We start from the raw sequence: 23,032 nt of genomic DNA, 5'->3' as shown, positions 1-23,032 counted from the left end.
GCGAAGAATCTTTGCCCGAAGGTGAAATATTGGTATTTTGTAATGAATCGACATGTTATCATCACTTGCTAAAACCGCCGGCTCCTTATTAAGCCTTATCAAAGAATCACTGTTACATCTGGCATTCCCCCATCTTTGTAAAGGGTGCGGCAGCGATATTATTGACCTGGGTAATGAAATATGCTTCAGGTGCCTTTCTGCTTTGCCCGAAACAAATTTTCACCTGCATCCGGACAACCCGATGGAGAAAATGTTTTGGGGAAGGCTACCCATCCATGGCGCAGCAGCCCTGTATTATTTTACGAAGGAATCTTTGATGCAGCAACTTGTCCACCAATTGAAATATAGAAACCAAAGAGACTTAGGTATCTATTTGGGTAAATTAGCAGGTCATGCATTGAGTGAACGATTTAACCATATTGATATACTTGTACCTCTACCCTTATTTCCGGCTAAAGAAAGAAAAAGAGGTTATAACCAATCCCAATTATTGTGTGAAGGCATTTCAAAGGTTTTAGAAAAGCCAGTCCTTGATAAGGTTGTTATTCGTACAACATATACGGAAAGCCAGACTAAAAAGAACCGGGTTGAACGCTGGCAAAATATGGAAGGCAAATTTGAGTTAAAAGATAGCTCGGTTATTTCTGGCAAGCATGTGTTACTTGTTGATGATGTAGTAACCACCGGGGCTACCCTTGAGGCCTGCGCCCGTGAATTATTGAAAGCAGAAAATGTTCAATTAAGTATAGCTACCCTTTGTTTTTCATCTCACTAGTGTATTTTTATGCCATATGAAGTTTTCCCTGAGAAACCTCTCCCTTATTTCAATATTAGTATTGATCTTTCTTTCATGTAAAAAAGAAAGCTTTACAAACAACAGGGATGCTATTTTAAGAACGGATGTAGACACGCTTCATTTTGATACTGTGTTTACCACTACAGGGTCAACTTCCCAGGTTTTCAAGATCTTCAATACTAATAATAAAGGTATAAAGCTTAATTCTGTTCGCCTGGCAGGTGGTGGTGCTTCTCCTTTCCACATCAATGTTGATGGAACTACAGGCCCGGAAGCAAACAATATTGAGATTGCCGCCGGAGATAGCGCCTACGTTTTTGTTACCCTAAAGATTGACCCTTCAGCAACACCCCTTCCTTTTTTGGTACAGGATAGTGTTGAATTGAGTTATAATGGAAACACCTCCTGGGTCCAGTTGGATGGCTATGGGCGCAATGCTCATTTTCTGAGGAACACTAACATTACTGCAAATACCACCTGGACAAACGACCTCCCATATGTGATTCTTGAAAAACTAACAGTATCTACTGGCATTACCCTTTCCATTCTGGAAGGTTGCCAGGTATTCATGCATGCAAATGCGCCATTTATAGTTAACGGAACACTTAAGGTAAATGGTGATAAATATGACAGCACCCGCGTAATATTTACTGGTGACCGTCTGGATGCGCCTTACCGTGATTTTCCGGCAAGTTTTCCCGGTCTCATATTTACAGAAACTAGCACGAATAACATTATCAATTATGGCATTATAAAGAATGCCTACCAGGGAATAGTTGCCGTGGAAACTAATGGCAGCACCAAGCTAACACTTAACGAAACCATTATTGACAATGCCTATGATGCAGGAATATTTGGTATACATACCAGCATCAAGGCTCATAATCTTTTGATCAGTAACTGTGGTAAGAATATACTTCTTGTAAACGGTGGAACTTATAATTTTACCCATTGTACGGTGGCTTCCTATTCTAATAATTTCATACAGCATAAAGAACCATTAGCGATCCTAACGGATTATCTAAAAGAAAATAATAGCCTTACTATCCAATCCCTGAATGCTCAATTTACTAACTGTATTTTTTGGGCCCAGAGCGGAGGGTTGGTTAAAAATGAAATTTTAATAGATAAACAAGGTAGTAATGCTACTGTAAATTTTGAAAATGTTCTATGCCCATCAGTTCCTTCGAATGCTACCGTTTCCGGTAATGTAATTCATGATGACCCCTTGTTCGAAAACATTAGTGTAAGCGACAACCTTTACAACTTCCGCTTAAAAGAAAATTCACCGGCAATAAATAAAGGGTCAGACGCGGGTGTCAGCAACGACCTTGATGGCAAACCCCGTCCTGTAGGACTCCCTGATCTGGGAGCCTATGAAAAGCAATAAGTTTCCCTTAAATGAACTTTTTATTCTTTAACATGTTAATGGGACAGTAGAACCTTTCATCCCAAACAGGCAAGGAGAGATTTGCTACCTTTAAACATTAATCATCTTAATTCATTTGCAATGAAAACAGCGATTATAGCCTTACTGATCACTTTATTTATGGGCACAACTTCAATATATGATTTTAAAGTACCTGGTTTATCCGGTGGTACAATTGATTTTTCACAATACAAGGGCAAGAAGATCCTTATTGTCAATACTGCTTCTCAATGTGGAAATACTCCTCAATATGCTGACCTTGAAAAGTTATACGAGAAATATAAAGACAAACTGGTCATCATAGGATTTCCAGCAAATAATTTTGGTGGACAGGAGCCTGGCTCCAATTCAGAGATCAAAGAATTTTGCACTAAAAACTATGGGGTCACCTTCCCAATGGCTGAAAAAGTTTCTGTTAAAGGCGATGATATTCATCCACTGTTCAAATACCTGGTAAAGGAAGCTGAAAAGTTAGGTGAAAAAGATCCTATCAAATGGAATTTCACAAAGTTCCTGGTTGATGAAAATGGAAAGCTGGTAAAAGTATTCTTTCATAAAGTGAATCCTATGAGCGACGACATCACACAATATTTAAATTAACCTGGGAAAGAATTAGCATTAATGATATTATCCTGATATTTGAAGCTGCCGAAAGGCAGCTTTTCTTTTTAATTCAATAGGCTAGTCAATAAGGTGTTATGTTATTTAAAGATGTGATTGGGCAGCAACAGGTGAAACAGCAGTTGGTTGAAATGGTTCAGCATAATCGCCTGAGTCATGCTTTGCTGTTCCTAGGCAGGGAAGGTAGTGGTGCCCTGGCCCTTGCCATATCTTTTGCCCAATATATTTCCAGTCTGCCTGCCAATGATGCACGTAATATACAAGAAGGTACTTCATTATTTGAAGAAGGTGCTGAGGTGAAGTTACCATCAACTGTGGAGGAAGCAGATGCCTGGATGCAAATGCATCCCTCTTTTTCCAAAGCACAAAACCTGGTTCACCCTGATATTCATTTCTCATATCCTGTTGTTACCAAAAAGCCAGGCAGCCCCCCGTTAAGTATAGATTTTGCTGCTGATTGGAGAGAATTTATAAAGCAGTATCCTTATGGTAATATTTATGACTGGTTGCAATTCATCGGGGCAGAGAACAAACAGGGGAACATAACGGCAAATGAGTGTAATGATATTATCCGCAAACTCAACCTGAAAAGCTTTGAAAGTGGCTATAAGATCCTGCTGATGTGGATGCCCGAGTATTTGGGGAAAGAAGGCAATAAGCTGTTAAAGCTGATAGAGGAGCCACCTGCGGACACTCTTTTTATCCTGGTGGCCGAAAGCGAAAGCAGTATTCTTTCCACTATATTATCCAGGTGCCAACTTGTAAAGGTTCCTGCCCTGGATCCTTCTGCTATAGAAGAATCCCTTATCCGCAGATCCAATTGTATCCCCGATACTGCCAAACTGGTGGCCAGTGCGAGTGATGGGAATTACCGTGAAGCCCTGCAACTATTACAGCATGCTGATGAGGACTTTCATAGCTTGCTAAAAGAATGGCTCAATGCTACTTTAAAAAATCAACCTATCATCCAGGTAAAGGTGATAGAAGAAATTGCCCGGCTGGGACGCGAAAAACAAAAACAGTTTTTAAAGCATTTCACCCAGCAGATAGAACAGGCAGTTAGACTACAGGCAGCGGATGAGAATATGAAAACAAAGATCTTAACAGGCCTTTCCCCAGCGGAGCAAGACTTTACCGGCCGACTTAATAAGGCTATGAGCCTGGAGCAAAAAGAAGCTTTGGCTGAAGAGTTGGACAAAGCCACCTATTACATTGAGCGTAATGCCAATGCCAAGATCCTTTTTCATGCCCTTACCATCAAGATATTTCATATCGTCAAAAACAATGTGGTGGTTTCTGTTTGAAAATCGCCGTAGCGCCACTGGTATAAAAAAATTATATTTGCGTACGTCTCGCGAGAGACCTCAATATATATCCGGGGCATTTTGGCTGGTGAAGAGTGATTTAATTAGCTACTGAATTTTCTATATATACACTGATAGATGTTGACATTTCCGCATCCTCAGGTAGTTGCTTGCTCTCAGAATACAGCGATATTATGAACGCAGAAGAGTAAGATCCGGTTTGCCATTGGGCATCGGTTAACATGTTGAAATTCCTTAGCAATTCTACAGCCAGCTCCATAAACAATATTATAATTAACAATTAAGGAATTGAAATAGTATGGGATGTGGTACATGTGGAACAGGCAAACCCAGTGGCTGTCAAAGTAATGGAGGCTGCAGTACTGGTGGATGCAACAGGATGAATACCTATGATTGGCTAATGAATTTACCAATCAGCGATGCTGAAACAGCCTGCAGGGTTGTCGAGATCAGCTTCAACCAGGGGAGCCGCAAAGATTTTTACCGAAATAGCGCTTTACAATTGTTTGAAAAAGGAGACCTTGTATCAATTGAAGGGGTAAGCGGCTTTGATGTAGGTGAAGTTTCACTTACAGGCGAGGCTGTCAGGCTGCAGCTTAAGAAAAAAGGGGTAGACGAATTTAGTACTGAAATGAAAAAGATCCTTCGTCGAGCAACCGACAGGGATATAGATATCTGGAAGCAAAATAAGGCAAGAGAAAAAGAAGCTTTAATTAGGAGCCGGGCTATAGCCAAACAGCTAAACCTTAACATGAAGATGAGCCAGGTAGAAATACAGGCTGATGGCAAAAAAGCCACCTTCTTTTATATTGCCGATGACCGGGTTGACTTTCGTGAACTGATTAAGATCTATGCCTCAGAATTCAGGGTAAAGGTGGAAATGCGCCAGATAGGTTCCCGCCAGGAAGCGGGAAAAGTGGGTGGCATTGGAAGTTGCGGCCGTGAACTTTGTTGTGCCACGTGGCTTACCGATTTCAAATCTGTTAATACCACAGCTGCCCGTTACCAGAACCTTTCCATCAATCAAACCAAGTTAAGCGGCCAGTGCGGCAGGTTGAAATGTTGCCTTAATTACGAGCTGGATACTTATCTTGATGCTTTACAGGAATTTCCTGAAAATGCAGACATGATCCAGGTGCAAAGAGGAACTGCAACACTGATCAAAAAAGATATTTTCAAAAACCTGATGTGGTACGTATTGCCAGATAGTAGCAAGCAATATCCCCTAACCATCGAAAGAGTCAAAAAGATACGTTCCCTAAATAACCAGAATATTATTCCGGATGAACTGGAAGCTGTTGAAGTGGTTTCTGGAAAACCTAAAGAAGTGGAACCTGAATTTGTTGATGTAGTAGGTCATATTACCCTAAAAAGCCTTGAAAAAGCGGATAAAAAAAGGCAGCAGAAAGGACGTGAACAGCGTCAACAACAAAAAGGAACACAAGGCAACCGCCCCTTGCCTACATTGAATAAACAGTTGCCAAGGGGCCCACAGGCACAGGGACCTCAAAAACCTGTTCAGCCGCAAAAACCCCCACAACAACAGCAGCAACAACGGCCGCCACAAAAAAGAACACAGCAGCCACGCCCTCCAGGACAACAGCAACAACAAAAAGGTACTAATCAACAAAGGCCGCCGCAACAGCGACGACCTCCAAATCCTCCAAAATCAAATGATCCTCAAAAGGATTAATATATTTTCTGAGAAGGGGCTGCATCTGCAGCCTCTTCGCTTTTAAGGGCTTTATAGATCGCATCCTGGATCTTACTCCTAATATTCATCTTGCCCAGGAGATTATTATCGCGGGTATTATACACCCTGTTGGATAAAAAGATATATACCAGCTTTGATTGAGGATCTACCCACACACAGGTGCCTGTAAACCCTGTATGACCAAAAGTGGAGGGTGAGGCAAGTACCGAAGGATATGGCTCTGCACGACCTGCATTATCTTTTTCCGGTTTATCAAAACCCAATCCCCTCCTGCTGATATCACTGCTGTATGCTGTGAACAGTTTAATGGTTTCAGGCTTTAAATAACGTTCTCCATTCAATTCGCCACCATTCAGTAACATCTGGTATAAAAGGGAAAGATCGTAAGCATTTGAAAACAGGCCGGCATGACCAGAAACACCTCCAAACATGGCAGCTCCTTCATCATGTACATAACCTCTCAATAACTGCCTGCGAAAATATTTATCTTCTTCTGTTGGTACAGTTCTTTCCAGTCCAAAACGCTGCCATGGCTTGAAGCCAGTTGTCGTCATTCCCAATGGATTGTAAAATGTCTTTTGGGCAAACTGGTCCAGTGGCATTCCCGATACTGCTTCCACAACCTTTCCTAATAAAATGAAATCATTATCACTGTATACATATTTTGGCGTCGGTCCCAGTTTGCTTTGCACGATCCGTTTCAACATGGTGTCATTCCAATCCCTGCGCAACCAAACATTACGTGCTACAGGAATGGTAAAAAAGCTATCCCGCTTATCACTATAGAATTCCGGCGAAGGCATCTTTGTCTGGGGATCAATGGTTTCATTGTAAAATGAAATGTATGGGTTCAACCCAGCCTGGTGCAGCAATACTTCCCGGATCTTTAGCCCTGCCTTATCAGTACCCCTGGTAAAGGGAAGATAATCGCCCAATGTATTATCCAGCCCGATCTTCCCCTGCTCGTATAGCTTCATCAGCGAAACTGTAGTAGCAGATATCTTGGTAACAGAAGCCAGGTCATATATGCTTTCCAGAGTTATTGGTAAAGACCTTGGGTCAAATTCAATATGGCCGAAAGCCTTGTGGTATTTGATCTCCCCGTTCTGTATCGCCAGCACCTCACAGCCTGGATATGCTCTTTTGGCCAGGCCATCATTTACTATACTGTCAATGGCCAGCCAGGCCGGGGAAGTACCTACCGGCAGAAACCGGCGTATAACAACTCCGGATCCGTAAGGAATTCCACAAACGGTTACCGGGAGTGTGCCCCTGGCAGCTATCTTTCCCTCCAAAAAATCTACTGCTGTATGCTGGGTAATATCATCATCCTGGTGCATGGCAACCAGGTTGGCTGCATTGCAGAAATTTGCAGCTGCATACACATTACCAAAAACAAAAGTTGCAGTATTATTTGACTGCAGCGAATCCCATAAGGCTAAAGAAGAAATTGAAATGCCATAGTTTTTGGCAGGTCTTGTATTGATATTGTGTATGCCTATAATAAGTTTTTCGTATTTCCCTGAGCGGATCGAATCTAGCAGTACAGCCGTTCTGTCTGTTGAATCTTTATAGTTTAAGTAATACACATCTGAGTGCATTTCTTCTTTCATGCGTTTACCCATATCAGTGCTGTCTGCTCCTATACCTACATAAGCGATCTTACCTCTATGAAACAGAGGGAAAAAGCCTGTTTTATTGTTCATTACTGTCACACTGCTTCTTGCCACCTGTTTTCTTATATTGTCTGTTTTTGCATTCAGATCAGCCAATAAATTTGTTGTATCTACCACTTGTGCTTTGTTAAGTCCCAGGTTATACTTAGCCAGGAGCACTTTCTTTACCTTTCCATCTATATCCTTCCACTTCAGTCGTTTTTGCTTGATTGCTGTCTGGATGGCATCGATAGCGGCGGGTACATCTTCAGGCAGGCAAAGCATATCATTTCCGGCAATTAATGCCAGCACGGCAGCCTCTCCTCCTGGAAAATACTTGCTTACTCCTTTCATCTCCAATGCATCCGTAAATGACAGGCCCTTAAAACCCAGTTTATCCTGCAAAAGTTCATGAACATTATTTCTTGACAAAGAAGTAGGCAAATGTTCTGTAGTATCAATGGCTGGAATGGAAAGATGTGCGATCATTACACTACCCACTCCATTATTAAATAATTGACGGAATGGATATAACTCCAGGGAATCCAATTGCTCTATTGATTTATTAATGACCGGAAGATCCAGGTGAGAATCTACATTCACATCACCATGGCCTGGAAAGTGTTTGGCGCAGGCCATTATACCCGCATCCTGCATTCCCTTCATATAGGCCACACCAAATCGGGCAACCTTAAACTTGTCTTCTCCAAAAGAACGGTAACCGATTACAGGATTGTCAGGGTTATTATTCACATCCACAACAGGTGCAAAATTCACATGGACACCAATCCTTTTCATCTGTTCCCCAACTGCCTGTCCCATCTGGTAAACGATCTTATCATCATTAATGGCACCGAGCGTAAGTTGATATGGAAATTTAATCACACTGTCAAGCCGCATTCCCAATCCCCATTCGCCATCAATAGTTATCATTAATGGTGTTTTGGCAATAGCCTGGTAATAGTTGGTCAGGTTCGCCTGCCGTACAGGACCTCCCTGGAAAAAACATAGCGCACCTACATTATATTTAGATACTTCATCCACCACCTTGGCCACATGTTCCGGTCCAAGGTTACTGTGAGCCCGCACCACCATCAGTTGTGCGATCTTTTCTTCTTTTGATAATGATTTAAATACACTGTCCACCCAGGCTTTGGCAGGCAGTTGACTGTTGTACTGGGCAAAGGAAACAGAAACAATAAAAGAGAAAATGGAAAGGGCTGCAATCTTCTTCATAGTTACATAAAAAGGAGTCACAATTTATAACAAAACAAATACGGAAGACTTAAAAGCTTGTGAAAGCAACAGGATACAACACCTACAGGCAATGCAAAGTCCCAGTGTTATTCTATTTTCTAAAAATAAATTCCTAACCTGAACACATGATATTAAAGGTTCTTTATCCAAATATGAATGTCATGCGGTGCCACTTCATCACCACCGAAATAAGGATACAATTGGTAGCCTTTTGCCATTGGTGTAGTTGCCATACGGGGCATTCTTTCAGAAACGCCATTTACAGAAAATAAATAGCTGCTTGATGTTACTTGTATGGAACAACTGATCTCTTTCCCAATATCCACAATGGCCAATTCGCGGGAAATTACTGCGGCATTATTATATACATAGGCAAAAAGATGTAGCGCATTATTGCTCCATCTCCATCCAAACCGGGCGCTGAACTGGTGGTGATCTGCATTATTATCCGAAAAACCATAGAGCTTATTGATATCATATTGGTTTTCGGCATTGGCAGTCTGGTAAATAGCGGTGCTGTCAAACTTAACCAGGAATTTCATCTCCTGGGTTTCCACTGCCTTCAGGCCATTTTGATCGCAATACTGCCCGCCCTTGGCAATAGAATATTCAATGAACCCGGAATTTTTAGTGGAAGAAGATGTGCCTTTTTCTATAATAGCATCTACAGCTTTTTTGCAACCTGGCAGCATCAGCAGGCATAGGAGTGCAATTAGAATGGGGTTTTTCATAGTATTTAATTAAACAGGAATTGGGTACAACGAAAGTATGATTGGTAAGTTTACTACCAAATGATGCCTATCATATTATGATTTCTTTTTTTTAATGATAAGAAAAATCCCTTAGTGCTTCTACTATTCATACCAATACTGTTGGTAAAGCTCTTTTTGCTGATTCACCTAATTAATTCTTAGCTCATAGAGACCTAAACCGTATTTTTGAGACCTTAAGGAAAGAAACCGTGGCTGATAGAATATTACTGCTTCCCGACAATATTGCCAACCAGATAGCAGCAGGTGAAGTGATCCAAAGGCCTGCCAGTGCCGTTAAAGAATTATTAGAAAACGCTGTTGATGCCGGGGCTACCGAGATTCGCCTCCTGGTGGCTGACGCGGGAAAATCCCTGATACAGGTAATAGATAATGGGATGGGCATGAGCGAAACAGATGCCCGAATGGCCTTTGAACGCCACGCTACCTCCAAAATCAAAAATATTGATGACCTGTTTCATATCCGCACTATGGGATTCAGGGGCGAAGCGCTTGCATCCATTGCGGCAGTGGCCCAGGTAGAGCTCAGAACCCGCAAAGCGGAAAATGAATTGGGGACCTGCATTGAAATAGAAAATAGCCTGGTACTTAAACAACAACCTGTTGCTTCGCCTGTGGGCACAAGCATCAGTATGAAAAACCTGTTTTTCAATGTGCCTGCACGTCGTAATTTCCTGAAAAGTAATGCCTCTGAAATGAGGCATATAGTCGATGAATTTATTCGTGTGGCACTTGCTTTCCCCGGCGTCTTCTTTTCGCTTACCAGCAATGGACAACAACTTTTTCACCTGGAGGCGGGCACATTAAAGCAACGCATTGTTCAACTATTGGGCAATAACTACAATGCCAAACTGGTAGCTGTCAAGGAAGATACTGATTACCTGAACATACAGGGTTTTGTAGGTAAGCCGGAAACAGCTAAAAGAACCCGTGGGGACCAGTACTTTTTTGTGAACAACCGTTTTATCAAAAGCGCCTACCTCAACCACGCCCTGCAGAATGCCTACCAGGAAATGATTCCTTCGGAAAGCTTCCCAATGTATGTGCTATTCATTGACCTGGACCCTACGCAAGTAGACGTGAATGTGCACCCTACAAAACAGGAAATAAAGTTCGAAGATGAAAAGATCGTGTACGCTTTTGTACAGGCAGCAGTGAAACATGCCCTCGCCCAATTCAGCATCACCCCAACCCTTGATTTCAACCTGAATGCTGACATACAACAATTAGAATCGGTACAAAAACCTTTTACTGAAGACAAGCAGTCCTTTACAATGTCTTCCTCCATTTTTCAAACCTTCACCGAGTCCAACCAGGCACATAAAATAGAAGGAGGTTCCTTCAGGCACTGGAGCGACCTTAGTGGAGGTCAACAAAAAGAACAACAGGATCCGGGGTTTGTTTCCCTTGGGCGAAAATTTCTAGAGTTTGAACACCAGGTCCCTGCTGCTAATCAAGGAATTGCACTGCCGGTGAAACACTCACTGCTTACTGATGATACCAAACTGACCCATCTTTTACTGACGTATATTTTGGCTCCTTCACCCAACGGATTCATTTTAATGCATCAGCAATCCGCACATGAACGTGTGATATATGAACGACTGGCCCAGGCGCTTCAAGGAAAGCAAATTGCTACCCAGCGAAGCCTCTTTCCTGCTTCCATAGAATTGACGCCAACAGATGCTGTATTGCTTACTGATCTGCTGCCTGATCTTTTACAAATGGGGTATGCTATTGAACCTTTTGGTAAATCAACTTTTGTTATCCAGGGCACACCTGCCGATATGGAAGTGGGTAATGAAAAAGGCGCACTGGAAAAAATACTGGAACAATACAAGCATTTCAACAGTGACCTCAAATTATCGAAAAGAGAAATGCTGATGCGTACTATCGCCGCGCAACAGGCTGTCAAACCGGGAACATCCCTTTCAGAAAAAGAAATGCAAAACCTTGCACAGGACCTTTTTGCCTGCCAAACCCCAAATGTGACACCATCCGGCAGACCTACCTACCTCGAATTTAAAAAGGAACAGTTGGAGAAGATGTTTGGAAGATAGAGCACCAGGATTGAAAGGATTTTATAGGATTAATGAGGAGTTGAATGATCTTTATAAATTCATTCATTACTCATTTGATACATTACCCGAAAGATTTAATTCTTTTCTCTTAGCTGTTCAACGAATTTCTCAACAGCTCTTCTTACGGCGGTGGCAGAGGCCTGGTGATTATTGACAAGAACAGAGACAATCAGGAGCTTATTCTTTTTGGTAAATAAAAAACCACTGAAAGCCACTACTCCAGATAAGGTTCCTGTCTTGGCAAACACATATCCTGTTTCATTTTTATAGTAATTGGTCAACGTACCTTCATTTCCTGTAGGAAGGATCGCTTTCATTCGTTCTATCCCAAACTCCGTTTGCATTTTATTCAGGATGGTCACCATATCCTGGGGTGTAAATAAATTGTACCTGCTTAACCCCGATCCATCAACCCAATGAGGCTTTTGGGGGAGGTCTTTCAAATCAGTTTGCAGCAACCTGTTGATGATATTGGCATCATTCATTTCTCCTAATAACCTTTGGCTTACCATCATTAGTGATTGCTCTGCAAAGAAATTATCACTCCTATGCATCATTGGCTTCAACATTGAATCCGTTGGCTGGCTGAATATGATCTTACCCTGTGTCAATGCCTCATTTACAAGCAATACCTGTTTGTGTAGTGTATCTGATAATAATTCAACTGCCAGTTGGCTGTTGTCAGTGAAATAAGGCGTTTCAACAGGCTTTGCCTGCACCTGCCCTTCTACCAAGAAACGGTTGGAAGCAATATCGCGGTTCACAGAATATGAAGTATTTCTTTCGGGATCCTTTATTACCACTCCTTTTTTGAAAAACGAAGGCACCACCTGCAAACTATTGCCTCCACTAAAGCGCACTACATTTCCATACATCGGCAAGGCACTTCTTTCAGGCATATAACTCTCGCTGTAATCATTCCATGACCAGCCACTTCCCCACCGTTCATCTTTCCAGGATTGAAGTGAAAGACTGATGGTAAGGTCTTTATTTTTCAAAACATCATAAACCCGCTGTATTGCAAATTCAGGATGTAAAAAAGTAGGATCTCCTGTTGGGGCAATATAAAGGTCATTACCCCTCTGTTCATAGCGAAGACCAGGCAAACTATCACCCAGGTACTTCATGGCTGCATAACAGCTTGGAAGCTTGGTATTGCTCGCAGGCACAAAATATTTATCCCCCTGGTAATTATACAAATAACTGCCAGTGGCAGGATCAAACACACTAATTCCTACATGAGCAGATCTTAATGCCGAATCGTTGATCACATCTCTCCTGGCCCATTGTCCAATTTTGCGGGCTGGCGAACAACTTACCAGCGTAGATATAGCAATTAGCAGGACAAGGAACTTTGTTTTCATCAGTGCAGTGGTTTTTTCAAATGTACCTATTAAAGAATTTTAATTATGCATTTTATAATACAAGACAACCACCACTTTAATACACACTAAGAGTAAACCCTAAAATTTCTCTTTACCGTATCAAATCATACTTTTTAGCAATACCATACACAGCTTCTTACCTAAATTAGCCCTCCCAAATTAAAACACACAATGAAGCATTTTGTCAAGCTAGTGATGCTGGGCGTTTCAGCAGCCGGCGTGGTTGCTTTTACCCCGCCCGGTGGAAAGAAGGATAAACCTTTTAAATACATTGACAAGGCCAATATGGACCTGTCTGTTAAGCCCGGTGATAATTTTTATTTATATGCAAATGGTAACTGGCTGAAGAACCATGCCATTCCTGCTTCTAAAACCCGCTGGGGTAGCTTTGATGAACTTAGAGAAGAAAGCAGCAAGCGTTTGCGTTCCATGCTAACTGAGGCAGCCGCTAAGGCAGCTACAGATCCATCCATGCAGAAGATAGGCGAGTTTTATACCAGCGGTATGGACAGTGCAGCTATTGAAGCCCTGGGTGCTCAACCTATCAAAGCTGACCTTCAACGTATCGATGCGATTAACTCTATAAATGACCTGTTGTCGTTAGTGGCTGAAAACCGTAAGCAGGGAATCGGTGGTGCCCTTTTTGGATTTGGAATTACACCCGACCGTAAAAACGTGAACGTATATATCCCAAGCCTTGGCCAGGGAGGTACTTCACTCCCCGACCGGGATTATTATATAAAGAATGACTCCCGTAGCACTACCATCCGTAATGCTTACCAGCAGCACCTTACTAATATGTTCTCTCTCATTGGTGAGAATAATGACAAAGCACAAAAAGATGCCAATACCGTATTGCGTATAGAAACAGCGCTGGCTAAAGCTCAAATGAGCAGGGTAGAAATGCGCGATCCTTACAAGACCTATAATAAGTACGGCATCAAAGAATTCAATTCCACCACTCCCTCTATCGACTGGAACTGGATGCTTGGACAATTTGGTTTACAAGGAGCCGACAGCATGATCGTTACCAACCCCGCCTTCTTTAAAAGCATGGACATACTCTTGACTGCATTGCCATTGGAAGACTGGAAGACCTATGTCAAATGGCATTTGCTGAATAGTTCAGCAGATTACTTAAGCAGCGCATTTGTAAAAGAAGATTTTGCTTTTACTAAAGTGCTAACTGGTCAGAAAGAGCAAACCCCACGTTGGCAAAAAGTGAGCGGTTTGATAGATGGCTCCCTGGGCGATCTGTTGGGACAGTTGTATGTGAATAAATACTTTAAGCCGGAAGCAAAAAAACGGATGCTCGACCTGGTGAACAACCTGCAACAAACTTTTGCCGGCCGCATTCGCCAGCTTGGCTGGATGAGTGACGAAACAAAAACAAAGGCCCTCGAAAAGCTCAATGCATTTACCAAAAAGATAGCCTACCCCGATACCTGGAGAGATTATAAAGAGATCACCATTGCCCGCAATGATTACCTGGGCAATGCCCGCAGGGTAAGCCAGTGGATGTACAATGATATGATCACCCGCTATGGAAAACCGGTGGATAAAACACGCTGGAGCATGACCCCTCCAACCATCAATGCATATTACAATCCTTCCAATAACGAGATCGTTTTTCCTGCCGGTATCCTTCAGTATCCTTTCTTTGATTTTGGAGCTGATGATGCGGTGAACTATGGTGGCATTGGTGCTGTTATTGGCCATGAAATGACGCATGGTTTTGATGACCAGGGAAGCCAGTTTGCAGCTGATGGCAATTTGAAGAACTGGTGGTCTAAAGTAGATGCCGAAAAGTTCAAGGAAAGAACTGCATTGGTAGTTGATCAATACAATGGTTATACCGTCCTGGATACGATCCATGTGAATGGTAAATTGACACTTGGAGAGAACCTGGCAGACCTTGGTGGACTCAATATGGCTTATGCAGCCTTCATGAATACCGATCAGTATAAAAAAGGAAAGACCATTGATGGATTTACGCCTACACAGCGTTTCTTTTTAAACTGGGCACAGGTTTGGCGTAACAATGCATTACCTGAAACACAGGCACAATTGATCCTTACCGATCCCCATTCACCTGGTATGCACCGTGCCAATGGTCCCCTGGTAAATATGGATGCCTGGTACCAGGCTTTCAATGTACAGCCCGGAGACAAAATGTATAGAGCTCCTGAAAAAAGGATCCATATCTGGTAAAATTTTCAAGAATTCAGTGACTTCAAGCCCCGCAGTTGCGGGGCTTTGTTATTATTTTAAGGTATAGATAATACATCCGTTGTAAGATAAGATTTAGCATCTAAGCAGATTATTGAACCCCGGGCTCTACTTTTACCAAATGATCGATGCCAATGAATTGAGACTGGGAAACTATATCATGCAAAAAGTACATACCCGCATCACAACCACCCGTTGCTCTTTCCAGCATTTCGAACTGGTAGCCAAAGGGCAGGATAAAGACCTGTTTCCCATTGTTCTGAAAACGACAGTCTTGGAAAGCGCAGGTTTCCTAGAGAATAAAGATTACCCGCTTAGCCCCCAGGCCAGGGAATTTAAATTACAGCTGCCTGTTATAGGCAACAACAAAAATGAGATCCTGGCCTATATTAAAAACAACAAGGAATGCTTTGCCAGGGCCATGGTCAATGGGCTGCCAGTCAGTAACAATATATTCCACGTTCACCAGTTGCAAAACCTCTATTACGCCTTAACAGGAGAAGAACTTATGATAAGTATCTAATACACTTTAATCATAATGCAACCCTATAGAGGTAATAGTACCAGGCGGCAAATGTTAAGCTAAAGCACCTTAACAACATCACCAGCCTTCAATTTGTACCTTTGCGCATGCACCATAGCCATTTTTCGGTTGATACCATTCTTTCCAACCTGAATATAGATTCTCTAAATGAAATGCAGCAGGCTTCACTGGAAGCTACTGCAAAACATGACAATGTCATTATCCTTTCTGCCACAGGTTCCGGAAAAACACTGGCCTTCCTGTTGCCTGTACTAAGATCCTTAAAGCATGAAGACAAAAAAACTGCTGCCATGATCGTGGTGCCCTCCAGGGAACTGGCCCTGCAGATAGAGCAGGTTTTCAAATCTATGGGCACAGGATTTAAATCTTCCTGCTGTTATGGCGGACACAAAAGAGAGATTGAAGAAAACAACCTGGTACAACCGCCTGCTGTGCTAATAGGCACACCAGGACGCATTGCCGACCACCTGCGCAGGGGCAATATCACCGCCGATAGCATACATACACTGGTGCTTGATGAATTTGACAAATCACTGGAACTGGGATTTCTTGAAGAAATATCTTTCATCGTGCAGTCACTCCCTTCCATCAATAAACGGATACTGACTTCAGCCACGGCCGCAGTAGAAATACCTGCGTTTATAGGCGCTGCAGAAGCTGATGAATTAAACTTTCTTCCGGAAGGGGGTGTTACCACCCCGGCACTTGCCATTCAATCCATTCATTCTCCGGAAAAAGATAAAATAGATACCCTTTTTAAATTGATCTGTTACCTGGGCAACCGGTCCTCTATTATCTTTTGCAACCACAGGGAAGCAGTGGAACGGACATCTCAACTGCTGGCTGATAAAGGGATATTGAATACCTTTTACCACGGTGCTATGGAGCAACGCGACAGGGAGATTGCATTGGCCCGCTTTCGTAATGGCACGGTAAACTTCCTGGTAACTACTGACCTGGCTGCAAGGGGACTGGACATACCTAACATCCGTTACATTATACATTACCACCTGCCTTCCACGCCCGAGATCTTTACACACCGCAATGGACGCACAGCGCGCATGGATGCCAGCGGCACCGCCATTCTTATATTGAACGATGAAGAAAAACTGCCGGCATACATAACAGCACCAATAGAGAAAATCAAATTACCAGAAGATCTTACCGTTCCGGAAAAGCCAAAATGGACCACATTATTTATTGGCGCTGGTAAAAAAGATAAAGTAAACAAAGTTGATATCGTTGGTTTCTTAACGAATAAAGGAGAGTTGAAGAAAGAAGACCTCGGCCTGATAGAAGTCAAGGATTTCTTCTCTTTTGCAGCCGTGCGTAAGGTAAAAGCCAGCCATACCCTTCAAATGATCAAAGAACAGAGGATGAAGAACAAAAAGATAAGAATTGATGTGGCCAGGTGATACCAATGAAATACTGGATCGAAAGGCTTTTGCTGGGGATACAACTTATAATAATTGTAAGGTTTAAAAATACATTGCATGGATAGCCGCAATGATAAATCAACCCATATTCTTAACGCTTCTTCTAACTTACTAGGCCTTTGTTTTGTAGTGCTTACTTCTTTAAAACTGTTCAATATATCTCATAAGACAATAATAGATGAATTGACCACCGGGGCTATCATATTATTTATGGCAAGTTGTTTCCTGTCTTTTTTAGCTATTCGCGGCAGTATTAGCAAATCAGGCCGATATGAAAATATAGCTGATTACCTGTTTATATCTGGTATCATCCTGTTATTCCTTACCACTTTATTATTTTCTTTTAACCTGATACACTGATAAGTATTTGCAGGCTTTTTGAACCTGGAAAATTGAATACTGTCTGCATTACATAATTTACCAGTATGATGTAGATGTTACAGTCACAGGTTGTGTCCATGCTCTTTCGAGGTCACCGTTTTCAAAAGGATTTTCCTGCAGTTTGCTGGAAATGATCTTCGCCCGCACATACAATATATTTTTTCCCAGTGTATAACTGGCATTGCTGCCTTTCACCTCTTTTAATATTTTGCCGGTTGTGCCAGATCTTTCTGCACCCCAAAACTGGATAGTGTAAGTTTCACCAGGCCTTGCCGAGACGTATACCTTTAATGTTCCATTTTTAAATTGTACATCTTTAAGTTCCACGCCGGTACTTGCATAAAAATCACCTTTCTCCATAGCACCGATCAGTGCGGCAGGCGTCAATTCATGTGCCTTTACCCTGATCCATCCCCTGCCCGGGTTACTCATGCCAACCCTTTGCTCAAGATAATTATGTGAATCATCTGTTGCTAGGCCAAAAACCAGGGGTTTGCCATCATGGATGAAACGGATCAGCAACCTGTCCCATAATTCTTCCATCCCCATAACAGTTGAATCGCCATAATTATGCACATGCGGGTGCCCGTTATATACTTCAAAAAAACGCTCTCCTTTCAGAGGAAACATATCCTCGATCTTAATGGCCCAGCCAAAGTTGGGGTGATTGATATGAGGAAACATGGGCTGGCCTGTTTTTGACCGCTGTGCATACACAGCATCCAGGTTGTGTTGCATCACTTCAGTCACGCTGTTACCGCCCTGGGGTTTTATCAGTTCCTTCACGTTCACAGCACCCATGTGCAGCGGTTTGCCTTTATAGGAATCGGTAATCTCCTCTGCCTGCATCACCAGGAACTTTCCCTTCTCCTCAAACAAAGGCCTGTATTCCTCTAAGGTCTTCAGCCTGACTCTTATCTTCCCTGCACTATCAGTTTTAGAAACCACCCAATCCTTTCCGTACTTTTCCAGGTATTCCTTGTAGCGGTGCTGCCGAAAAGGATGTGTCGGTATCTCCACCCAGTTATCGCCTGTTGCTAGTATATTATGATCGGAAAGGGCGATAAAATCATAACCATGCGATTTATAGTAATCCATGATCATCTCAGGAAAATCATCCCCATCACTCCACAATGAATGGGTGTGGGTATTGCCTTTGTACCATTTAGCTGCAACTTTCTGAGCATTTACAGCCAGCAATGAAAACTGTAAGAAAAGAATGAATAAGAAACCGCGAATAGTCATCATAAATAGGTAGGCAAATTAAATCGTTCTTATAAGAAAATATAAATAATAATGAATACAGCAATGAGGTAACCTAACCTGGTAAAACCTGTGCTATAAATTATACTAATCCAAACTGCTTAAAATGATGCGTAAAATGTTTATTGTGCAAAATGATCCATTCCTGGTGATTCAGCTTTCCCAACCTTGGTTGCACAAATTCAGCCTCAGGATTATTGGCAAAAAAACTTTCAAAATCATCCAGCTCCAGGCTCAATTGCTGTTTTGCTGCATCCAGATCTGCATACTGAAGCGGATCGGGCGTTTCACCGGCAAGAGAACTTTTAAGCCCAATGGGCATTTCTACATCTGTATATATAAATCCTGCTTTTGCTTGTTTGGCTTCTTCATCCGTTGACTTTTGAGCAATCTCTTTTTTGCCATTCGAATGCTGAAGTGTCTTAACCAGGTGCTCTATCATATGTTGCGGTTTCATCAATCCCCACCTGGCTTAAGTATCTTCTGTCAATTTATTCAAAAAGGTGTTAAGTTCTTCCCTGTTGTTTATATTCACCATTACTGGAATTCTTTCCTGGCTCATAACTGTCATCAATGATTGATTAAGTAGTAAAGATAATTTCGTTTCCCATTTGGCTTAAGCATGGACGGGATTTTGTTATACACTATCCACATTACATTCAAATATTACCGGATCAAAAATGTATTAAAAGTATGAGCCTTTAGCAGGGGGCGTATGCTTCGCTTACTTAATTTTATTTGCAATAATTTGTCGGTGCCAGTTTCATTATGCACCACTACTACTAATGATTTATCGGGTTTTACAAAAGCAAATAGGTTACTGAATTCACCGCTGGAAGTACCCTTTTTTAATTTGCACATTCAAATGCTTCAACATGAGAAAGATTATCCTTGGACTGGCCATTACCCTTGATGGATTTATCGAAGGCCCAAACGGTGAATTTGATTGGTGCTTTACCGACCAGGATTATGGCATGTCAGAATTCTTTACCCATGTAGACAGTCTTTTTATTGGGCGCAAAACCTATGAACTGATGCAGGCCATGGGTGAAAATGCCAGCCCAGGTTTTCCTAAGATGAAAGAATATATTTTCTCCAATAGCCTAAAGGAAGTTAAGCCAGGGGCTATACTGGTTAATAGTGATGCCGCGGAAGCAGCCAGAAAGATCCGGCAGGAACCAGGAAAAGACATCTGGCTTTTCGGAGGTGCAAGCCTAACAGCCTATTTTCTTGAACATGGATTGATCGATCATCTCTGGCTGAGTGCACCCCATCCTATTGGGCACTGGAAAGCGATTGTTTCCCGAAAGCGAGCACCGCACCCAACTACAACTTATAGAAGCTAAAACATACAACACAGGCCTTGTCTCACTGAAGTATGACCTAAAGAAATAAAAACCCCAGCAATGAATTATTTACTTTCTAAAGTTTTGATAAGGGATCAAAATTCGCCTTTTTAAGCCTTGAATAATAATTTATTACCATACCTTCTTCCTATGTGAATAAGTTTACCCTTTCTATTACATAAGATAATACCATTCATCTTCAGCCATTTATATATCAATCGTAAATTTTCATATCTCCAAAAGCTATGACTTACGAAAGCCGGAGACTACATTTGATGCTTTAGGTAACATCAACCCAGTTCTCCGGACGCGAAAAACCCAATTATGTCCGTCCCCCGGAAGATCTGAGTGCTAATGAATCCACTTTCCCTGAATAACCCCCGCCAATATTCTCTGAGCTAACCCGATCAATCATCCTACTGATATAACCCTATCTGTAATCCAAGTTCTTAGGGTCGGCATTGTTTAACCCTTAAAAGAAAACAATGTTGAAAAGAAAATTAGTTAAAGCAGGGTTCTTTGGTCATGGCGCTTTTTTTATTATGGTATCCCCATTTAGCGTTAGTCCTAAAGCTCAAACCCTCGGTAATGACTCAGCTCTTTCCGGCAATCCAATCGTTCATCAAACCCTATGCAAAGACACTTCAGTGCAATTGCCTGCAGATACTGTAGTGCTGGCTGCTACTGAAGCGAAACCAGAAGCTCCGAAAATTACAATGAACGCTATGGCAGCTAAATATGCAAGCCAGTTCATTAAAAAGAACACTGAAGCTCTTGAGATCGTAGAAAAAAGAAGCGGTGTTTATTTCAACATCATCGAACCTATCTTTAAAAAGTATGACCTGCCGGTGGAATTAAAATACCTGGCAGTTGTGGAATCACAGTTAAAGGCTTCTGCCCTTTCTCATGTCGGCGCCCGGGGTCCCTGGCAGTTAATGGCCTCCACTGCACGCGACCTGGGTCTGAAGGTCAATGGCAAACGTGATGAGCGTACCCATTACTATAAAAGCACAGAGGCAGCTGCCAAGCATCTAAGAGACCTATACAATGAATTTGGCGACTGGTTGCTGGTGATCGCTGCCTATAACAGTGGTTCAGGACCTGTTTTAAAAGCCATCAAACGCTCTGGCAGTCACAATTTCTGGAGTTTACAGGCATTTCTCCCGGCCGAGACCAGGGGACATGTAAAAAGGTTTATTGCCACGCATTATTATTTTCAGCAGGAAGGCAGCCTGACCATGCTCACCAAGTCAGAGACCAAAAAATATTTAAAGGAGATATCAGATTATAAAGTGAAACAAAACCTGCAGATGGATGAAAACACCATAATTGCAGTGCGATAACGGCTAACTAACAAAGGGTTGTGTTTTTACATAACCCTTTGTTCTTATTTTTATTGATGCTTAATTTTTTTATTATTGTGATACTGGTAGCTTATTTCGTGAGTAAGGCATTTCGGAGCGACAGTAAGAAGAATGATTCCCTATGATGAAAGACGTCTTTACTGACATTTCAAACCGCTATTGCAGCAATAAAAGACTTATCGAACATGTTTGGGCTGAGATAGAAAAAAGCTACTCCAACCCCAAACGATACTATCATACGCTCTCTCATTTGCAGCAATTCTATTATGAACTGGAAGCAGCCAAAGAACTTATTCAAAACCGGGATGCGCTCCTTTTCAGCCTTTTTTTCCACGACCTGGTTTACAATCCGCTTCGCAGAGATAATGAAGAAAGAAGTACTATCATTGCCGAGCACCGAATGACTACCCTTGATGTTCCCCTGGCATTGATCAAAACCTCCATGGAACTGATCATGGCCACAAAGTCGCATAATTTGTCTGAAAATGGCGATACCAATATTTTCACTGATGCGGACCTCTCCATCCTGGGGCAGCCAGCGGCTGTTTATGATGATTATACCACGGGTATCCGCAAAGAATACATACTCTATTCTGACATGCTGTACAAGCCTGGCCGCAAAGCGGTGGTGCAACACTTCCTTTCCCAGGACCGTATTTTTAAAACAGACTATTTCTTTAAGAAGTACGAAAGCATGGCCAAAGAGAATCTTCAAAGGGAGCTATTGAGTCTTTGATTTATTTCTATTCTTAAAACCCATTCAATTTCGTTGTTGAACATAATGGTGGCATTTGCCTTCCCAAAAGATTAATCCTTTTTCCTGCATTAGGTAAACCACAATTTCAAAAGCCTTTTAAATGTCATAGTAGCATGTTTGTAATGGCTATGTACCGCCTCTTTAAAGGGCCGTTACATAGGCGGCACAAAGGCGGTACATAGGCGGCACATAGGCGTTGCATAAATTGCTTTGTGTATGTGTAATTCAAAAATAGGTTGTCACTTTTAATCTTATTCCAGTAAAAGTTGTCATTTTAGCAGGTATGCCTTTTGGGGGTTAAACATTGACTGAGGTACGATAATTTCCTGATCTACAACAAATTTTAGCCACCAGGTGTCTGCCCTGGTTTTGTCTATTTTGGTTTCCTTTGGGCTTCCTTTTCACTGTTCAGCTTTCTACGGTAGAGCCCATGCAAGAGCTATCAATAAATTAGTTGTTTGTTGATAAAAACTTTAACTTCAATATGCATAGATCCAGAAATCCAAACTATTTTATAGAAAGGTTGTTTATCTCCAATTTCTGAATGAGTATTTGATTTACTCACTGTAAAGGAGTTCTTTATGCAAAACAGTATATTTTTTTCTGTTACAACTGTATAGATGCTTCTTACTTTTTGCTAGTTACCTACATATCTTCTTAGGCCAGTCCTGCACCTGTT

Annotated in this window: 19 protein-coding genes; 13 read left to right on the top strand and 6 right to left on the bottom strand. The window is 41.9% G+C overall.

The features are described from left to right. The first annotated feature begins 52 nt into the window (after positions 1-52). The 5 genes from BUA53_RS04545 (at position 53) to BUA53_RS04520 (ending at position 5,864) form a co-directional block, all read left to right on the top strand. On the top strand, positions 53-775 hold the full coding sequence (locus BUA53_RS04545; RefSeq protein WP_084079824.1) for a ComF family protein: 723 nt from the start codon (positions 53-55) through the stop codon (positions 773-775). A 16-nt stretch (positions 776-791) separates the two neighbouring features. Further along, the gene (locus tag BUA53_RS04540) at positions 792-2,186 is read left to right on the top strand and encodes a choice-of-anchor Q domain-containing protein (protein WP_072834069.1); all 1,395 of its coding nucleotides are present in this window, start codon (positions 792-794) and stop codon (positions 2,184-2,186) included. Between the two features lie 120 nt (positions 2,187-2,306). Next, a complete protein-coding gene (locus tag BUA53_RS04535) occupies positions 2,307-2,825 on the top strand; it encodes a glutathione peroxidase (protein WP_072834068.1) in 519 nt (172 codons plus the stop codon). A gap of 98 nt (positions 2,826-2,923) precedes the next feature. After that, positions 2,924-4,150, top strand: a complete 1,227-nt coding sequence (locus BUA53_RS04530) for a DNA polymerase III subunit (RefSeq protein ID WP_072834067.1) — start codon at positions 2,924-2,926, stop codon at positions 4,148-4,150. Positions 4,151-4,469: 319 nt separating this feature from the next. Further along, positions 4,470-5,864 carry a PSP1 domain-containing protein gene (locus BUA53_RS04520; RefSeq protein WP_175546014.1) on the top strand — a complete coding sequence of 465 codons (1,395 nt, stop codon included), beginning with the start codon at positions 4,470-4,472 and terminating at the stop codon, positions 5,862-5,864. On the opposite strand, the gene BUA53_RS04515 is transcribed toward BUA53_RS04520, so the two are convergent. Beyond that, entirely contained in the window at positions 5,861-8,776 is a 2,916-nt protein-coding gene (locus BUA53_RS04515; RefSeq protein ID WP_072834065.1) for a serine hydrolase domain-containing protein, read from the bottom strand. The two genes, BUA53_RS04520 and BUA53_RS04515, sit on opposite strands and share 4 nt — an antisense overlap. Positions 8,777-8,928: 152 nt before the next feature. Continuing rightward, on the bottom strand, positions 8,929-9,528 hold the full coding sequence (locus BUA53_RS04510; protein ID WP_072834064.1) for a hypothetical protein: 600 nt from the start codon (positions 9,526-9,528) through the stop codon (positions 8,929-8,931). 230 nt (positions 9,529-9,758) lie between these two features. On the opposite strand from BUA53_RS04510, the gene mutL reads away from it, so the two are divergent. Beyond that, entirely contained in the window at positions 9,759-11,627 is a 1,869-nt protein-coding gene (gene mutL, locus BUA53_RS04505; RefSeq protein WP_072834063.1) for a DNA mismatch repair endonuclease MutL, read from the top strand. Between the two features lie 95 nt (positions 11,628-11,722). Here mutL and BUA53_RS04500 read toward each other — a convergent pair whose 3' ends face one another. After that, positions 11,723-13,012 carry a D-alanyl-D-alanine carboxypeptidase/D-alanyl-D-alanine-endopeptidase gene (locus BUA53_RS04500; RefSeq protein WP_072834062.1) on the bottom strand — a complete coding sequence of 430 codons (1,290 nt, stop codon included), beginning with the start codon at positions 13,010-13,012 and terminating at the stop codon, positions 11,723-11,725. Positions 13,013-13,204: 192 nt separating this feature from the next. Between BUA53_RS04500 and BUA53_RS04495 the strand changes: the two genes are divergently transcribed. The 4 genes from BUA53_RS04495 (at position 13,205) to BUA53_RS04480 (ending at position 17,602) form a co-directional block, all read left to right on the top strand. After that, positions 13,205-15,244, top strand: a complete 2,040-nt coding sequence (locus tag BUA53_RS04495; RefSeq protein ID WP_072834061.1) for a M13 family metallopeptidase — start codon at positions 13,205-13,207, stop codon at positions 15,242-15,244. Positions 15,245-15,383: 139 nt separating this feature from the next. Next, a complete protein-coding gene (locus BUA53_RS04490) occupies positions 15,384-15,785 on the top strand; it encodes a hypothetical protein (RefSeq protein WP_072834060.1) in 402 nt (133 codons plus the stop codon). Positions 15,786-15,892: 107 nt separating this feature from the next. Further along, positions 15,893-17,221 (top strand): DEAD/DEAH box helicase, encoded by a 1,329-nt coding sequence (locus BUA53_RS04485; protein ID WP_072834059.1) that lies wholly within the window; start codon positions 15,893-15,895, stop codon positions 17,219-17,221. Positions 17,222-17,299: 78 nt separating this feature from the next. Beyond that, positions 17,300-17,602, top strand: a complete 303-nt coding sequence (locus tag BUA53_RS04480; protein ID WP_072834058.1) for a hypothetical protein — start codon at positions 17,300-17,302, stop codon at positions 17,600-17,602. A gap of 57 nt (positions 17,603-17,659) precedes the next feature. Here BUA53_RS04480 and BUA53_RS04475 read toward each other — a convergent pair whose 3' ends face one another. The 3 genes from BUA53_RS04475 to BUA53_RS04465 all read right to left on the bottom strand — a co-directional run bounded on the left by BUA53_RS04475 (position 17,660) and on the right by BUA53_RS04465 (position 19,747). Next, on the bottom strand, positions 17,660-18,871 hold the full coding sequence (locus BUA53_RS04475; RefSeq protein WP_217652928.1) for a CehA/McbA family metallohydrolase domain-containing protein: 1,212 nt from the start codon (positions 18,869-18,871) through the stop codon (positions 17,660-17,662). Positions 18,872-18,968: 97 nt separating this feature from the next. Then, positions 18,969-19,343, bottom strand: a complete 375-nt coding sequence (locus tag BUA53_RS04470) for a hypothetical protein (RefSeq protein ID WP_217652927.1) — start codon at positions 19,341-19,343, stop codon at positions 18,969-18,971. Positions 19,344-19,552: 209 nt separating this feature from the next. Further along, a complete protein-coding gene (locus BUA53_RS04465) occupies positions 19,553-19,747 on the bottom strand; it encodes a glycoside hydrolase family 30 beta sandwich domain-containing protein (RefSeq protein WP_072834055.1) in 195 nt (64 codons plus the stop codon). A 14-nt stretch (positions 19,748-19,761) separates the two neighbouring features. Here BUA53_RS04465 and BUA53_RS04460 point away from each other — a divergent pair, with 14 nt between their 5' ends. From BUA53_RS04460 to BUA53_RS04450, 3 genes are all read left to right on the top strand, one after another. Next, positions 19,762-20,232: a dihydrofolate reductase family protein gene (locus BUA53_RS04460; RefSeq protein WP_217652926.1), complete on the top strand. Its 471-nt coding sequence runs from the start codon at positions 19,762-19,764 to the stop codon at positions 20,230-20,232. Positions 20,233-20,717: 485 nt separating this feature from the next. Continuing rightward, positions 20,718-21,575, top strand: coding sequence for a lytic transglycosylase domain-containing protein (locus tag BUA53_RS04455; protein WP_072834054.1), 858 nt, complete (start codon positions 20,718-20,720; stop codon positions 21,573-21,575). Between the two features lie 142 nt (positions 21,576-21,717). After that, entirely contained in the window at positions 21,718-22,332 is a 615-nt protein-coding gene (locus BUA53_RS04450) for an HD domain-containing protein (protein WP_072834053.1), read from the top strand. Positions 22,333-23,032 lie beyond the last annotated feature (700 nt).

Origin of the sequence: Flavisolibacter ginsengisoli DSM 18119 (assembly GCF_900129295.1) — a bacterium.
GTDB classification, from domain to species: Bacteria; Bacteroidota; Bacteroidia; order Chitinophagales; family Chitinophagaceae; genus Flavisolibacter; species Flavisolibacter ginsengisoli.
Note: the sequence above shows the minus strand (reverse complement) of the source record. Positions and strands in the feature narration are given on the sequence as shown.

What these genes read in the sequence shown, in the direction of transcription:
- BUA53_RS04545 (WP_084079824.1), top strand. Translation starts at nt 53, where the DNA reads ATGTTATCATCACTTGCTAAAACCGCCGGCTCCTTATTAAGCCTTATC.
- BUA53_RS04540 (WP_072834069.1), top strand. Translation starts at nt 792, where the DNA reads ATGAAGTTTTCCCTGAGAAACCTCTCCCTTATTTCAATATTAGTATTG.
- BUA53_RS04535 (WP_072834068.1), top strand. Translation starts at nt 2,307, where the DNA reads ATGAAAACAGCGATTATAGCCTTACTGATCACTTTATTTATGGGCACA.
- BUA53_RS04530 (WP_072834067.1), top strand. Translation starts at nt 2,924, where the DNA reads ATGTTATTTAAAGATGTGATTGGGCAGCAACAGGTGAAACAGCAGTTG.
- BUA53_RS04520 (WP_175546014.1), top strand. Translation starts at nt 4,470, where the DNA reads ATGGGATGTGGTACATGTGGAACAGGCAAACCCAGTGGCTGTCAAAGT.
- BUA53_RS04515 (WP_072834065.1), bottom strand. Translation starts at nt 8,776, where the DNA reads ATGAAGAAGATTGCAGCCCTTTCCATTTTCTCTTTTATTGTTTCTGTT.
- BUA53_RS04510 (WP_072834064.1), bottom strand. Translation starts at nt 9,528, where the DNA reads ATGAAAAACCCCATTCTAATTGCACTCCTATGCCTGCTGATGCTGCCA.
- BUA53_RS04500 (WP_072834062.1), bottom strand. Translation starts at nt 13,012, where the DNA reads ATGAAAACAAAGTTCCTTGTCCTGCTAATTGCTATATCTACGCTGGTA.
- BUA53_RS04495 (WP_072834061.1), top strand. Translation starts at nt 13,205, where the DNA reads ATGAAGCATTTTGTCAAGCTAGTGATGCTGGGCGTTTCAGCAGCCGGC.
- BUA53_RS04490 (WP_072834060.1), top strand. Translation starts at nt 15,384, where the DNA reads ATGATCGATGCCAATGAATTGAGACTGGGAAACTATATCATGCAAAAA.
- BUA53_RS04485 (WP_072834059.1), top strand. Translation starts at nt 15,893, where the DNA reads ATGCACCATAGCCATTTTTCGGTTGATACCATTCTTTCCAACCTGAAT.
- BUA53_RS04480 (WP_072834058.1), top strand. Translation starts at nt 17,300, where the DNA reads ATGGATAGCCGCAATGATAAATCAACCCATATTCTTAACGCTTCTTCT.
- BUA53_RS04475 (WP_217652928.1), bottom strand. Translation starts at nt 18,871, where the DNA reads ATGATGACTATTCGCGGTTTCTTATTCATTCTTTTCTTACAGTTTTCA.
- BUA53_RS04470 (WP_217652927.1), bottom strand. Translation starts at nt 19,343, where the DNA reads ATGAAACCGCAACATATGATAGAGCACCTGGTTAAGACACTTCAGCAT.
- BUA53_RS04465 (WP_072834055.1), bottom strand. Translation starts at nt 19,747, where the DNA reads ATGTGCAAATTAAAAAAGGGTACTTCCAGCGGTGAATTCAGTAACCTA.
- BUA53_RS04460 (WP_217652926.1), top strand. Translation starts at nt 19,762, where the DNA reads ATGAGAAAGATTATCCTTGGACTGGCCATTACCCTTGATGGATTTATC.
- BUA53_RS04455 (WP_072834054.1), top strand. Translation starts at nt 20,718, where the DNA reads ATGTTGAAAAGAAAATTAGTTAAAGCAGGGTTCTTTGGTCATGGCGCT.
- BUA53_RS04450 (WP_072834053.1), top strand. Translation starts at nt 21,718, where the DNA reads ATGATGAAAGACGTCTTTACTGACATTTCAAACCGCTATTGCAGCAAT.